15 protein-coding genes and 2 pseudogenes are annotated in these 13571 nt (G+C 65.0%); 10 read left to right on the top strand and 7 right to left on the bottom strand.

From position 1 onward, the window contains the following. Positions 1–213 precede the first annotated feature (213 nt). Positions 214–1233 carry an SDR family oxidoreductase gene (locus AC1DNG_RS16480; protein ID WP_476851092.1) on the bottom strand — a complete coding sequence of 340 codons (1020 nt, stop codon included), beginning with the start codon at positions 1231–1233 and terminating at the stop codon, positions 214–216. 370 nt (positions 1234–1603) lie between these two features. Further along, positions 1604–1749, bottom strand: a pseudogene (locus AC1DNG_RS16475) (IS110 family transposase); the annotation flags it as partial. A gap of 623 nt (positions 1750–2372) precedes the next feature. Between AC1DNG_RS16475 and AC1DNG_RS16470 the strand changes: the two are divergent. From AC1DNG_RS16470 to AC1DNG_RS16455, 4 genes are all read left to right on the top strand, one after another. Next, positions 2373–2987, top strand: a complete 615-nt coding sequence (locus tag AC1DNG_RS16470; protein ID WP_476851093.1) for a hypothetical protein — start codon at positions 2373–2375, stop codon at positions 2985–2987. A gap of 394 nt (positions 2988–3381) precedes the next feature. Continuing rightward, positions 3382–3774: a GntR family transcriptional regulator gene (locus tag AC1DNG_RS16465; RefSeq protein WP_476851094.1), complete on the top strand. Its 393-nt coding sequence runs from the start codon at positions 3382–3384 to the stop codon at positions 3772–3774. Further along, complete coding sequence (locus AC1DNG_RS16460; RefSeq protein WP_476851095.1) at positions 3771–3929, top strand: hypothetical protein; 159 nt, start codon at positions 3771–3773, stop codon at positions 3927–3929. The genes AC1DNG_RS16465 and AC1DNG_RS16460 overlap by 4 nt, the downstream gene beginning before the upstream one ends. A 60-nt stretch (positions 3930–3989) precedes the next feature. Then, positions 3990–4817, top strand: coding sequence for a DUF1648 domain-containing protein (locus tag AC1DNG_RS16455; protein ID WP_476851096.1), 828 nt, complete (start codon positions 3990–3992; stop codon positions 4815–4817). Positions 4818–5163: 346 nt separating this feature from the next. Here AC1DNG_RS16455 and AC1DNG_RS16450 read toward each other — a convergent pair whose 3' ends face one another. Further along, positions 5164–5568, bottom strand: coding sequence for a VOC family protein (locus tag AC1DNG_RS16450; protein ID WP_476851097.1), 405 nt, complete (start codon positions 5566–5568; stop codon positions 5164–5166). A gap of 98 nt (positions 5569–5666) precedes the next feature. On the opposite strand from AC1DNG_RS16450, the gene AC1DNG_RS16445 reads away from it, so the two are divergent. Together AC1DNG_RS16445 and AC1DNG_RS16440 are read left to right on the top strand one after the other, a co-directional pair. After that, entirely contained in the window at positions 5667–6854 is a 1188-nt protein-coding gene (locus AC1DNG_RS16445; RefSeq protein ID WP_476851098.1) for an FAD-dependent monooxygenase, read from the top strand. 86 nt (positions 6855–6940) lie between these two features. After that, positions 6941–7171, top strand: coding sequence for an SRPBCC domain-containing protein (locus AC1DNG_RS16440; protein WP_476851099.1), 231 nt, complete (start codon positions 6941–6943; stop codon positions 7169–7171). Positions 7172–7279: 108 nt separating this feature from the next. On the opposite strand, the gene AC1DNG_RS16435 is transcribed toward AC1DNG_RS16440, so the two are convergent. Continuing rightward, entirely contained in the window at positions 7280–8257 is a 978-nt protein-coding gene (locus AC1DNG_RS16435; protein WP_476851100.1) for an MIP/aquaporin family protein, read from the bottom strand. 253 nt (positions 8258–8510) lie between these two features. Between AC1DNG_RS16435 and AC1DNG_RS16430 the strand changes: the two genes are divergently transcribed. Then, positions 8511–8939, top strand: coding sequence for a hypothetical protein (locus AC1DNG_RS16430; RefSeq protein WP_441410660.1), 429 nt, complete (start codon positions 8511–8513; stop codon positions 8937–8939). A gap of 969 nt (positions 8940–9908) precedes the next feature. On the opposite strand, the gene AC1DNG_RS16425 is transcribed toward AC1DNG_RS16430, so the two are convergent. Continuing rightward, positions 9909–10796, bottom strand: a complete 888-nt coding sequence (locus AC1DNG_RS16425) for a response regulator (protein ID WP_476851101.1) — start codon at positions 10794–10796, stop codon at positions 9909–9911. A 25-nt stretch (positions 10797–10821) separates the two neighbouring features. After that, a complete protein-coding gene (locus tag AC1DNG_RS16420; protein WP_476851102.1) occupies positions 10822–11250 on the bottom strand; it encodes a hypothetical protein in 429 nt (142 codons plus the stop codon). Between the two features lie 486 nt (positions 11251–11736). On the opposite strand from AC1DNG_RS16420, the gene AC1DNG_RS16415 reads away from it, so the two are divergent. The 3 genes from AC1DNG_RS16415 (at position 11737) to AC1DNG_RS16405 (ending at position 12736) form a co-directional block, all read left to right on the top strand. Further along, positions 11737–12111: a hypothetical protein gene (locus AC1DNG_RS16415; protein WP_476851103.1), complete on the top strand. Its 375-nt coding sequence runs from the start codon at positions 11737–11739 to the stop codon at positions 12109–12111. Positions 12112–12211: 100 nt separating this feature from the next. Next, entirely contained in the window at positions 12212–12409 is a 198-nt protein-coding gene (locus AC1DNG_RS16410) for a hypothetical protein (RefSeq protein WP_476851104.1), read from the top strand. Between the two features lie 180 nt (positions 12410–12589). Beyond that, entirely contained in the window at positions 12590–12736 is a 147-nt protein-coding gene (locus AC1DNG_RS16405) for a lmo0937 family membrane protein (protein ID WP_441410653.1), read from the top strand. Between the two features lie 638 nt (positions 12737–13374). Here AC1DNG_RS16405 and AC1DNG_RS16400 read toward each other — a convergent pair. Then, positions 13375–13571: pseudogene (locus AC1DNG_RS16400) on the bottom strand (sulfonate ABC transporter substrate-binding protein); the annotation flags it as partial.

Below are 13571 nucleotides of genomic sequence, written 5' to 3'. Positions count from 1 at the left end.
CGGCGTGGACCACATCCACACTGCCTCCGACAAGGTGGGCAGAGCGCCCGCCGCGGACAGTCAGCACCGCCTGAACCAGGTGCCGTGCGCCCAGAATCCGGATCACCACGCGGGTCCTGCCATCCGGCATCTCACCCAGTAGCAGGCCGGAAACATAATCCGGTGCCAACAGCTCGCACATCCCGTACGCCGCCCGGACCAATTCCAGCGGCTTCACCGGTTCGCCGACCGCAAAAGCGCGCGGCCCGCGACGGCCACGGAGGCGAGGAGCCCGGCTGCGGCCGCGCCCACCGCTGCATAGTGCTGGGAGGCCCACAGCTGCGCGCTGCGGTTGGAGGCCCTGGAATCAAAAATACCGCGCGTCCCGAAATCCTTCCGTTTGTCGGCAGGTTCCCAGAGATTCTTGGGCTGGTCGGGATGGCGGGGTTCCGCGGTCTGCTGGGCGTTGAAGCCTGTCTTGGCCAGGTAGCGGTCGAGCAGGCCTGGGGCGACGGCGTTCGCGATGAGTGTCCCCGCAGTGCTGCCGCCGACCCAGTACTCCCGACGCTGTGGATGCTCCGCCGCGTACACGACCGCCCGGGCGGCCAGCTCCGGCTGGTAAATCGGCGGCACGGGCTGCGCCTGTCGCGGAAGGCGGGACAGGACCCAGGAAAACTGGGGCGTGTTGACCGCCGGCATTTGCACCATCGTGGTGTGGATCCCGCTCGACTCATGCAGCAGTTCACACCGCAGCGATTCATTGAAACCCTGGATAGCATGTTTCGCGCCGCAGTAGGCGGTTTGCAACGGGATGCCCCGGTAGGCCAGGGCCGAGCCGACCTGCACTATGACGCCGCGGTTTCGCGGCCGCATGCGCTTCAAGGCCGACATGGTTCCGTAGACGTAACCGAGGTAGCTGACCTCGGTCACGCGTGCGAACTCAGCTGCGGAAATTTCCGAAAAGGGGGAGAAAACCGAAGTGAAGGCAACGTTGACCCAGACGTCGATGGGCCCCAACTCGCGCTCAATTCGCTCGGCGGCAGCATCCACAGCATCGGCGTCGGCGACATCGACGCTCAAAGTCCACGCGCGGCCGCCGGCGGCCTCCACCTCCTGCGCGGCCCCGGCCAGACCTGCCTCGCCACGGGCAAGCAAGGCAACGGTGGCGCCTTGACGGCCAAAGGCAACCGCCGATGCGCGCCCGATTCCGCCACTGGATCCGGTAATAGCGACGATACGCCGGGCCTTGTCCATGAGGGTGACTCCTTAGAGTGTCAGCAATCGCGTCAGCTTCCCGCCCTTCCTGCACGGGCGCCGAGCCGGGTCCCCCACTAAGTCTTCAATCTAACGGGAATCATTGCGTAACCGCAACAGTATGCAGGCTTATGGATCTCAGGAAAATACCTGACTGTGGCGGCCCTTGGGTCGTTCTGGTCGACATGGCCCTTCCGCATGCTGGCGACTCTGCACTATTGCAAAGCATGCGTCACGACCAGGAACCCCGGATCAACCGTTATCCAGATACTCCTGGAGAGGGTTCCGTGGACGACCGATTCGGCACGAGTGGAGCTCCGCAGGCCCGTGTCGTCAGGTGGCCATAGAGCCCGCCTGCGGGAACTCGGATGTAGGTGGTGCCGTCGCGGAGCACGGCCCAGAGAAGGTTGAGGCGGCGCCGGGCCAGGGAGAGCATGGTCTGGGTGTGGGTCTTGCCTTCGGCGCGCTTTCGGTCGTAGTAGGTCCGGGAGGCGGGCTGCTCTTCAGGGCCGAGAGATCCGACCTGTAGAAAACCCGCAGGAGCTGCCGGTCGTAGCCGCGGGGCGGTGGAGGTTGCCGGGGCTCCTGCCGGAGTCCCGCGGGGGTCCGGTGTTTGGTCCGGATCACGGCCGGTGTGAAGCGGGGCGGCCGGGCTCCAACGCCCCACCCGGTCGAACCACAAATCGGGAATTTCCTGTCTCCGGAGCAACGACCGTGGCCTGCACTCCGGCTCCCAAGCTCGGAGATCGCCGCGGCAACGGCTTCCGCCAAGGCAAAAAGACCCCGGCCCCTCGCGGACCCTTCGGACGACGGTCAACGCGAGAGAGTCTTGAGCGGTTCGTAACTTGCGGCGGTGATGGCGTGGAAGTGGTTATGGCATGAGTGTCAACGCCGACGACAAACCGACGGAATTGCGCCACGATAGACACACCTGCCCCTTGTCTCGTCCCCGTTTCGCGGATAACCAGGCCGCGTTCGGTCGGACCCAGTCCGGTAGAGGTGACTCGGAACAGCACCGTCCCAACCCCGCCGCACGGGCTTCCGGGTCAAGTTACCGGGCGGCGAGCAAGTACCGTCGATGCCCGCGGACGGGCAAATTCGAAGGGCAGTTGGACCCAACATGACAGAAAGGAACCCCCATGAGCCCCGACTCGCGCAACGCGGGCACACCCAAGACCGGGCCACTTAACACCGACCCCGTTGAACAGGCTCCGAGCGCCAAAGATCCGGCGGCGGATGAGAAGGTGCAGCTCCAGCTGGCCATTTTCGAAGTCACGCAGGTCGCCCGGGGCAAGAGCCTGGGTGAGATCCAGCAGATGCTCTTGGCTGCGTTCTCGCGCCGCGGGGTGGAACCCCCGCCCGGCATCTGGCTGGACTCGGTGGCTTCGGCGGCCTATTACGGTGAGCCCTACATCGTTGACCTCCCCGCCGCGGTGGCAGCGGACGGCGTAATGCCCGCTCCGAATGAGAAAGTGCGGCGCAGGCTTGCCTCACGTCGGCGTCTCCGACAGCAGAGGCTTCCGGCCGGTATCTTCCCCTCCTCTGCCGAATGGGAGGTGACGGACAACGAGGTCACAGGTGGCAGCACCGGCCAGCCCGCACACGGGTTTCCCCGTGCCGTCACCGGGCGGCTGGGTGGACCGGGCACGGCCTTGGCCGCGGCCGTGCTGATCGTGGCCGCCGTAGTTGCCGTGCGCGCCGTGAGCGCGGTTCGCCAGGAGCGTGCAGGCAGTCGGTCGGGCCGCCCCGGGTAACCGAGGGGCAACGACGCGGTCCTGACGAGAGCACCGAACAAGAAGAACGAACAAGCTTTTCAAGGATCTGCGGGGTGACAAAATAGCGCTGCGAAAAGACCGCCATTTATCGCTGCGAGTCACAAGCCAGCACCTGCACGGAACGTAGCGGCGCGTTCCTGGGCACGGTGATCGACCGGCATACGGACAGCTGGTTCAGGGAAAATGAAGGGGTTTATCCTCAGTCGATGGAGCGATTTGAGAAACGGTTGATAACAGTTCGCCAGGGGAATGTCCGCCCGACCGGCTCGTGGCTTTATGTGTGGGTTGATACTGCTGATGGCGCGATGGCGTACGTCGGCGCCACCGGCTTTGACCCTGAGCTGCGATAGAACAACCGTGGGAGGTGGGAAGGATGATCCTCAACGTCGACCTGGCCAGAGAGATACCGATCTATCAGCAGCTCCGGGACCAGATCGTGGAGGCGATCGCCGAAGGCGCGCTGACCGAGGGCAGCACCTTGCCGGCCACCAGGACGGTCGCGGCCGACTTCGGCATCAACTTCCACACCGTGAACAAGGCCTACGACCTCCTGCGCCAGGAAGGCCTGATCCGGCTCAACCGCAAGACCGGTGCGGTGGTGACCCCGACGGTCGCGGATCCGCCGTTCCCCGCAGAGTGGACCGCGAGGGCTCGGACCCTGCTTGCCGAGGCCTTGGCCAGAGGCCTGCCGGCCGACGAGGTTCTCGCGACCTGCCGGGCGATAGTCGAGTCATTTGATGCCAAGAAGCCAGAGGACACGCCATGACCGTTGCCATCATCCTGAGCTCCGCGGTGCTGGCACTCGCGCTCGTAATCGCCCTGGCGCTGCCCTCGATCACCAGCCCCGCCGTGCCCTTCGGGGTCCGGGTACCGCCCCAGCATGCCGGGGACCCGACGGTGGTCCGGCAGACCAGCATCTAACGCTGGCGGGTACTCCTCGGTGGAATCGCCACCGCCGCGGCCGGCGTGCTCATCTTCGCCGTGACCGGCGCAACGTTGGTGTTGCCGCTGTCGGTGCTGGTGCTCGAGGGCGTCTGGTACGGCTGCTTCTTCCTGGCCAACCACGAGATCCGGGCCGCCAAGGCCGCCGGGGGCTGGTACCGGGGCCTGCACCAGGGCATCGCGGTGGACACCGAACTGCGGACCAATCCACCGCGGTTTCCCTGGCTCTGGCTGGCCCCGGCACTGATCATCACGGCCGCCACGGTAGTGATCGGCGTGATCAGCTACCCATCGATGCCCGAAGTTCTCGCGGTCCACTACGACGCGAACGGGGTGCCCAACCGCGTGGTCGCCAAGTCGGTCGGCGCCGCCTTCTCACTGGTGTTCGTGCAGATCGGCATGACCGCGCTGCTCGCCGGTATAGCAGCGGCCATCGTCCGCAGCCGGCCCGATCTCAACCCGGCACACCCCGTTACCTCAGCGCGCTGGTACCGCCATTACATGTCACTGGGTGCCGAGGCCCTGCTCGGGCTGACCGCGATGATCGACCTGGGAATGCTGGGATCATCGCTGCTGATGTGGACCGGGACGGTCACACCGTGGGCGCCGCTGGTAATCGTCCTCCCGATCCTGACCGCCGCCGTGGTGGCCGTCGTCATCCTGGCCAGGAACAGCCGGGAGCGGAACGACGCCGAGGAAGACACCGGCCTGATCCACCGGGACGATGACAAGCACTGGCGCGGTGGCCTGTTCTACATCAACCGCGAAGACCATGCGCTGGTCGTTCCGCGCCGGTTCGGTCTGGGATGGACGCTAACTTCGGCAATCCCAGGGCAGCGATGCTTCTGGCCGGTGCGGCCGCGCTGATCGGCCTGGCGGTCAGCCTCCGTTTTGGCGGCTGACCCAGACCATAGCGTCGCGAGTGGACTTGCGTCCCTCCCCAATGTCTATCGGTAACGGCGAAAGCCCCTGCCTCGAGAGGCTTTCCCATGTGCCGGGTGTGCGGGCGGGGCGGCGTTCACAGGCCGCCTGACCAGGGTCCCGGCGCGCCCCCGGCGACCCTCATGGAGCCAACTGCCGTCTGCTCGCAGCAACGGTGGCGGACGTTCGGGACCCGTGTCCTGCATGCCCGGCGTACGCCTAAAGACTTGATGCCTCATTCCCTCCGGACGAAGGGCACGACTGTGACTGTGTGGGCCCACCGCCATTGGGATCAGGATGTCGCGAGCCGAGCCTCGGGAATCGTCGGTTCGAATAGTTCGATCGGATTGCCCGAGGGGTCTTCGATCAGTACCTGATTTCCGCCCATGCCCGTCACGATGTCATTGCGGAACTGCACGCCTGCGTCGCGGAGGGTCCGCACGGTTGCCGCGAGGTCAGACACCTCCAGCGCGAATCGATTCCACCCGCCCGGCGCGGGCCTGGTGCCGTCGGGCATGCTCTGCCCTCCTCCGCCCTGGCCGCTCGGAGCGCTGAGCAGCAGCCGCAAATCACCGCGCTCGAGCATGGCAAAAGGCGGGGCCGGATGCATGACGAGCGTGAATGCCAAATGTTCGCGGTAAAAATTGATGGATGTATCGACATCATCGACGATGTAGCGCACGCTTACGGTGGCCATAAGGAGACCTCCTTGCTCTGCACTCAGGAATACGCGCCACCTCGCGGCCTGTCAACGCGCCGAATATCAGACACGCCTACGATCGTTCGGGGCAGGACATGAAGGCAGTGGTTGTCGGGGCGGGCATAGCGGGCCTCGTCGCGGCCCGCCAGCTCGGCTTGGCCGGCTGGGACGTCGAGCTTCTCGAGAAATCGGCCGCTCCGCGTCCCGATGGCTACATGATGGACTTCTTCGGTCCGGGAGTCGAGGCTGCGGAAAGAATCGGCCTCTACCCGCGGCTCGCAGAGGTGGCCTACCATGTCGAGGCAGCCGAGTATGTGGACGCAGAAGGCCGCCCGACGTCCAGCCTCGACTACGACCAGTTCGCCCGGCTTGCCGGCGGGAAGGTCCTGAGCCTGCTGCGCCCCGACATGGAGTGCGCAGCCCTCGCCGCGCTCGACGACGTGGCCCCGGGCCGGGTGCAGGTCCGCTACGGGATGCCCGTTTCCCTGGTGTGGAATGATGAGGACGGCGTGCGGGTCGCCGTCGATGACTCGCCGGACGTGACGATCTCCGCGGACGTCCTCGTGGGCGCTGACGGCATCCATTCCGGAGTGCGCGCCCGGGTCTTCGGGCCCGAAGAGGAGTACTTGCGCCCCTTGGGCATGCGTGCTGCCGCATTCATCGTGACCGAACCGATCCTGAATGCAAGCTTCCGGAACAGGTTCGTCCTCAGCGACAGCATCGACCGGATGGTCGGGCTCTACAGCCTCCGCTCGGACGAGGTGGCGGCATTCATGGTCTACCGGGACGCCACAGGCGCACCACGGCACCTGCGGCCCGGGAGCCCGCGGGAGCGGCTGCGCCGCGAGTTCGCCGGACTCGGCCACGCGGTCGACCGGCTGCTGGACTTGTGCCCCGAGCATCCCTACGACGATGTCGTCGCACAGATCGCCATGCCGGGCTGGCAGAGGGAGCGGACCGTTCTCGTGGGGGACGCCTGCGGGGCCGTATCGCTCCTCGCGGGCCAGGGCGGCTCGCTCGCCATCGCCGGTGCCGCGCTACTGGGGGACATCCTTGGACCCGTGGCCTCACCCGAGGGGATCAGTTCGGCCCTCACCGAGTTCGAGCGACGCTGGCGACCCGTGGTCGAGGAGGCTCAAGCCGCCGGGAGACGCACCGCGTCATCGTTCCTCCCCGCGAACCGGACCCAGCGCCTCCTGCGCCGGTGGACCATACGGGCAACCCATCTGCCAGGAATCGACCGACTGGTGGCCCGCCAGATCGTGGGCAGAATTGCAAAATAAGCCCGACCCACGCCATCCCCAGTGACCATTAGTGGAAGCCGCATGAAAGACCCGCACAACACCCTGGGAATCCGAAGGACACCCTGATGTCAGCAGGCAACGACCTGAACAGCGCGGTGACGTGGTCTCTGATTCTCGAAGGCGGCGGCACGCGGCTGATCCTCATTCACGAAGGGTTCGACCCGCAGGCGCATAGTCACGTGAGAGCTCACCGCCTCATGGCCGGCGGCTGGCGCGGACAGATACTCAAGAAGCTGACGGAAACGCTGCGCAGACCGAGGAGTGGGTATCCGCCAGTCCGGGGTAGTCGAACCTGACGACATGGCCTGCCATTGTGGTTATACGCCCGCCCGGGCCGAGCCGGCGCCTTTGAACCGGAGGAGCAAATCTCCCTGCGACGCCCATCTCTCAGAATCCTTAATCGCCTATGTTTCGGCCGTCCTTTTCGTTTCGGTCGCCGGAGGTGTCTCTCCGCCTGCCCGGCCCGGAGGCGTGGATTCCTGCAGCCTGATGCGCGCATGGAGGACGTCGCCGATGAACCAGTCGTAGAGCAGCACGCCGATCACTGCGCCGATGAAAGGCCCGACGATCGGCACCCAGAAATACCAGCTGAAGGCCCCGTCCACGGTGCCCGGCAGCGCCGTCTGCCCCCATCCGGCCAGCCAGGCAAACAGCCGTGGCCCGAAGTCACGGGCCGGGTTGATGGCATAGCCGGCGTTCGCGCCGATCGACATGCCGATGGCTGCAACGGCCAGCCCGATCATGAACGGACCCAGGTTCGCCTGGACCGCGGTATTGCGCATGTCGATGATGGCCACCACGAACATGAGGAGGAAGGCCGTGCCGACAATCTGGTCGACCAGCGGCCCCACGGGGCTGCCGTTGAAGTAGGGTGCGGGGAAGGTGGCGAAAATGGAGTAGCTGGCAAGCCCCTTCGGATCTGCACGCCCGGTCCCGACGGCCTGGTTATAGGCATCGATGGCGTCGTGATACAGCAGGTACACCATCGCGGCGCCGACGAAGGCGCCCAGAACCTGGGCGACGATATACGGACCCACTTTGCCCCAGGGAAATTTACGCCGGACTGCGAACGCCAGGGTCACTGCCGGATTGATGTGTGCGCCGCTGACGCCACCGGCAACGTAGATGGCCATCGTCACCGCCAGTGCCCATCCCCAGGTGATCAACAGCCAGTCCCCGGCGGCCAGGAAGATCGTCGTCGATGTAGCGGCCCGGCCGGATCCCGGCAAAGCGGCGACTGCCATGGCCACAACGCCGTCGCCGAAAGAGATCAGCACAAAAGTGCCGAGAAACTCTGCAAGAAGTTCACCCCAAGTGCCGCCCAACTGCTTAAGGCCGCTGCCATGACGGACTGCATTTCTGAGTGGACTGATATCGCTCATCGCGAGTGCCTCCTCGAGTCATCTGATCTACCTACCGAAATTGACAACCCCAGTAGATTTATGCTACGCCGATAGTGTCCGTAGGCAACGGTCTAAGATCTATCCGCCGTGGGCAGCACCTCGGGCCCGCCCCTCCCGTCCCGTCCCGGCAAGCCCCAGCAGGCCCGGAGGCGGATTCTGTCGGGGAGCGCGGCCCACGGTGGGCTTGGATTGCGCCGCAAAGACGCGGATTTCGTTTGGGAAAGGCACCACCATGTCCGACGACAGCAGCATTGAAGACACCCCCGATGAGGCAGGCCCGGAGAAGAAGCCGGAAGAACCAGACCTGCGCGGCCGGTACGTCGAAGGCAACTACGGCAAGGCCGGAGCGCAAAGCGGCCGCCATGCGGACGACGAGGAAGGCCAATACATCGAAGGGGACTACGGGGCGGCCGGCAGCGAAGGCGGACTGCCCGAACCCCTCGGAGACAAGGCAAAGGAATCGGGACGCTACGTGAAAGCCAACTTCGGCGACGCCGGGTCGACACCGGGCCGCACCGCTGAATCTGAAATCGGTCAGTATCCAGAGGGCAACTACGGAGCAAGCGGTTCCGTGGATCCCGTCCGCAAACCGCGCACCAAGACCGACACCGATACGGACACCGGCACCGGCACCGGCACCGGGACAGATAAACAGGAATAGTCCGGCACCTGCACCCCGCAGAACAGGCCGGGAGCGCCGTCGACCACCAGTAGTGAAACCCCCAGGCTGACGCAATATTCGGTGCCGCTGTAAACGGCACTGCTGGTCACTGACTACCCGGTCAGCAGCCCGGGTGAGAAGCCGGCCGACCGCTCACCCGAGGCGCGGCGCATTCTTTGCCTAGCCGATTCCAGAGGGAGGGCGTGGCCGGCAGCAACGCGTGACCCGCCGGTGCTTGAGTCAGCCACGAATTGAGGCACGCCTGCTCTTCCGGGGAGCGCGGGAGCTGACCTTTACCGTCCCTCACGGGCAGAATGAACGACATCGTTAATCCCGGCACGATAACGCAGAACCCTGCCCTCGAACGTGCCAGGGCGACACAGAACCGTGCAAACGACAGCTGACGCGCGCCTCCTAAACAACGCAGCCGGCGCCGCCCCAAACAAGGAACGAGCACACGGCGGGCAAGCCTCCCCCACACCCGTAGCTCCGTTGGCAGAGCAGTGAACTCTTAATCCTCGGGACGAGGGTTCAAAGCCCACAGGCGCACCCCAGGACCCCCACCGCATCACGCGCCCCCGGCGCGGAGGCAGCCCGGGCGAGTTCCAACGGCACCCGGGCCAACCATCACCGCACCCGCCTATCGGAGGGAACCCGCTGCGGCATATCAATACCTATGGCCGGGCAAGAGTAACGGTAAGAGTCCTATGGCCCTGAAACTACAAATGCCTGGCCAGCTTTCGGTCGGCCGCCCATGCCTTACCGGACCTTGGCATGCCTTCAGTCGCTTCGTTCATGTTCGCCACGGATAGCGGCCAGGCGGTGGTGACGGCCTTATCCGTCCATGTCCCCGTGCGCCCCTTCAGCGAGCCGCCGTTAAGCCTCGAACTTGGCGGCCGTCCCGGACACCACTGAGGCTCTCCGGGTCCATCAGGTTTGGAGAGCCCGCGGAATCTCCGCTCCGGACTCTTAAGTGCTGCTCTGTTGAGGACGCCTGACTCTCAGCCCGGTCCGGGCCGCAGTAAGGGCGGCGGCAAGCCGGGCGGCGTCCGTTGCCCGCTTCTGGTCCGTAGGTGGCACGGTGCCGGCCTCGCCGGTGCAATTCAACAGTGCTGCAGTGACTTCGGGGATCAGGTCCGGGAATTGGCTGGACCGGTAGCCTCCGTAGGAGGGGTTTTCGGAGTGGTCGAGGGTTGCGGTGACAAGCAGGGCGGCCTGCGTCCTGGTCGCGGTGCCGAGTTTCGTCAGGATGGTCGAGACCATGTTCTTCACGGTTTTTTCTGCCAGAAACATCTCCTTGCTGATTTGGCGGTTGCTCAGTCCTTTCCCCAGGCCGATCGCGGCAGTCATTTCCTGTTTCGTGAGGGTCAGGAGATTCTCATCCGGGCGCTGTGGCTGGAGCAGGAAGAACGGGGCCACGATCGCCGGATAAAAGCGGCCGCTGTACGCGGTGTGCCCGGCCAGGGCCCGTCGGATGAGCCTGAGCTGTTCGCTGCCCTCATCGTCTTTGGACAGGCATCCCCACGCGCCGGCCAGAATGGCGTCGATCAGCACGGTCTCGCCGCCCTCCTCGGTCATCAGCACACACCGGATCCGCGGGTCCGCCACGGCAACGGCACGGCACACCTCGGCACCGGAACCGTCCGGAAGGTCATCATCAATAATGACCAGCTCCGGGCGAAGGGCAGGAATCCGCCGGACCGCTTCGCGCGCGGATCCGGATTCCCCGGCGATGCCGAGACCATCGAACTCCAGCAGCTGGCGCAACCCCCGCCTCACGACCTCGTGATCGTCCAGCAGGTATACGCCCCGACCGACAAAAGCGGTGCACGGACGGCGTTCCGGGTCAGCCATCATTGCTCCGTTCCCTAGCCCCAGGGTGTCAGTCGGGTATCTCCATTTGGAACCCGCAGCTGCAGCGCAGCACCCTGGTGCGCAGGTACACCTCCAGGGGGCCTTCACCGGTCAGTTCCGTTGAGAGCGTGGCATGGATGCTGCGCTGCTGGGATCCGGCCATTGTCATCGGTTCCCCGCAATGGAGGTAGTTGCCGCCGAACTGCAGCACCCCGGATCGTTGGCCCGGCCGGTTCAGGACCACAGCAACATCCCCCACCGAGGCGGTGTGGGCGTAAAAGAAGTCACATTCAACGCAGGTGTACGCGACGTCGACCAGCCCCATGCGCGGTGGCCGGAGGGTGTCGATGGATTCGATGATCAGGTACTCATCCGTCTGGCATTGAGCGCACCAGAGCCGCTGCCCCTGGGACCAGCTGGACGGCCCCGGTTTGCTCGGATGGGAAACGGTAGACATGACAGACTCCTTTGTCCGGGAAAGCTGGCCCACATCCAGCGGCCCCGCTTCACTCGTCGTGCCCCCGTGAATCAGGCTAACTCCCGGTCCTGACACTGACAAGGAACCGGCCAGCCGAGGGGGCCATCCCTGCACCGCCGCCCGCTGGGTCAGCCCACCCGTCCGGAACCGCGGGACGAGCCAGGCTCCGGGGCCCACTTGGAACCGTTGACCGATGCAAACCATTGCCCCCTGTAAATTCACCCACCGGACCAGGCCTTTGTCATTGCTTGCTGCCAGGTTCCAGGGACAAGGGAACGCCCTCAAGGCCCCTGCAGACACTCACGTCCGCTCCATGATGCGCCTCGAAGTCAAGGCGTATGCTCCGGTTGACAGTCGCAGCCCGGCATCTTAAATTTTCTATGTACCCGAAGCCGGGACGGTTTTGCTTCACCCCTTGATAGCTGTGCCAGTTGAGCGGCTACGCCGCGGACGCAGGAGGCCAAGATGTTGAAGTCACCGCTACACGAATTCGTCAATGACTGCATCGCCCGGAACCAGGACGCTGACGGACTCACCCAGGAAGAGCTGTACGGTCTATACCTCAGCTGGTGCTCCCTCCGGAGAACCACACCCGCTCCAGCCAGAAGTTTCAGAGCCGGGCTGCGCGCAGCGAACATCCAGCCCGACCACCCGGGCGGCCTGTGCACCGGGCTGGCGATGATTGGCCCCGCGGCCTGCGATTACATCGTCCACCGGGAACTTCCCCTCGCACCGCTCCCCCAGGGATTCCAAACCAAGGGTGCCGACGCCGACCGGACCACCCCGATCGGCCGGGGACCGGCGAAAGAAAACGGCCCGGCATCGGCTCCGGCTGCCTAGACCCCGGTCCGGTTCCTCGATCCGTGGGGGAACGCTTGCGCTCCCAGGCGTTGCAAAATTGTGCCTTTTGCCCAGAAAGATCGTGTGCGACGATGCGGTCATGAACGAACACACCGAACCCGGGCCGGCACAACGTGCCGCCGCGTGGACGCGCCGCGAGGACCTGACCACACACCAGATGCGCACCATCGGGCAACGGCGCGCTGCCGCTGAGGAAAAGCTCGCACGCCATCTCAAGGAAGCACACCACCTGGCCGGAGAACACCCTCCGGCCACGGAAAAATCTCCTGACGTATAACCGGCCACATCAGCTCCGCCCTACGCCGTGCTGGACCGGTCAGGCGCCGGGTGCGGGCGGCACGGGGACCCGAACCGAACCTGCCCGATCCCTTTAAGGGAACGCCTCGTGCCAAAATACGCAGACCAGCCAGGGCGCAGAATCAGCATTTCCATCCGCAGACAAACAAGGGAGACTCTCATGTTGCTTTGGATAGCCATCATTATCGCTGTTCTCTGGCTTCTCGGCCTGCTCGGAGGCATCGGCGGTGGGCTCATTCACCTGCTTCTGGTAATTGCCGTGGTCGTCCTGATCTTCCACTTCCTCCGCGGCAGGTCCCGCGTGTAGTCCCGCGTGTGAATAGGAACTATGTTCCCGCCGCCGCCGAGTTGTCGGACAGACCACAGGTGCCGGAAGAGCGTCCAGCGTCAACAACGGTCGTTTGACTAGTCGCCTTGAAGTGGCTTCCAAGGGCCTCTGACCGCCGAGGGAGTAAGCATGAGAACTCGGGTATCCGATCACAGCCGGCAACTCTCCCGTATTCTCTCAATCCCGAACAATTCGCTGTTGTGAGACCGCCTTTTGTTGGACGGCATTTCGAGACAGCGGCGGCCCTTGTGGTGCCGGGAACTCCTGAGGCCCTCTGCGAGCCGCCGCGTGTCTCATCAATCGATCGTATTTGAGATGCCCGGGAGGCTTTGAAATGCCCGGGAGGCGACCGACATCGACTTGCCGCAGTCGCCGGCAGAGGGCTTCGGCAACGGGACTACGGAATGCTTGTGTTTAGAGGGGGGCGGCAGGCGGGGCTTTGGAATGAGACTTCCGAGGCCGTGAGCGGGGCTGCGGATCTGTGTGAGGCTCGAAGCGGCTGCGTACGCTGTGCACAGCCAACGGGCGGCGGCACGGGAGTCGTCGCGTTAGCGAGGACGTCTCCCGTGACCGCCGCCCGTTGGGCTTTTACTTAGTCGCTACAGCGATTCGCCCTGTTATTCCCTGCCCAGCCCTCCGGCGGAGATCTTCTGGGCCGACACGGCGTTGAGCGCCGTGAGGTCGAAGATGCCGTTGATGTCGGCCTGCTTGGTGGTGCCGGCGTCGACGCCGTCCTGGAGCAGCTTCTTGTACGTCCCTGCGAGCGGGTCGGTGGTGAAGACAATGTTCTTCAGGGACCGGTCGATGACGTCGG

Source organism: Arthrobacter sp. 01T425 (genome assembly GCF_056398725.1).
The sequence above is the reverse complement of the archived record's forward strand: the minus strand, read 5'-3'. Positions and strand labels throughout refer to the sequence as shown.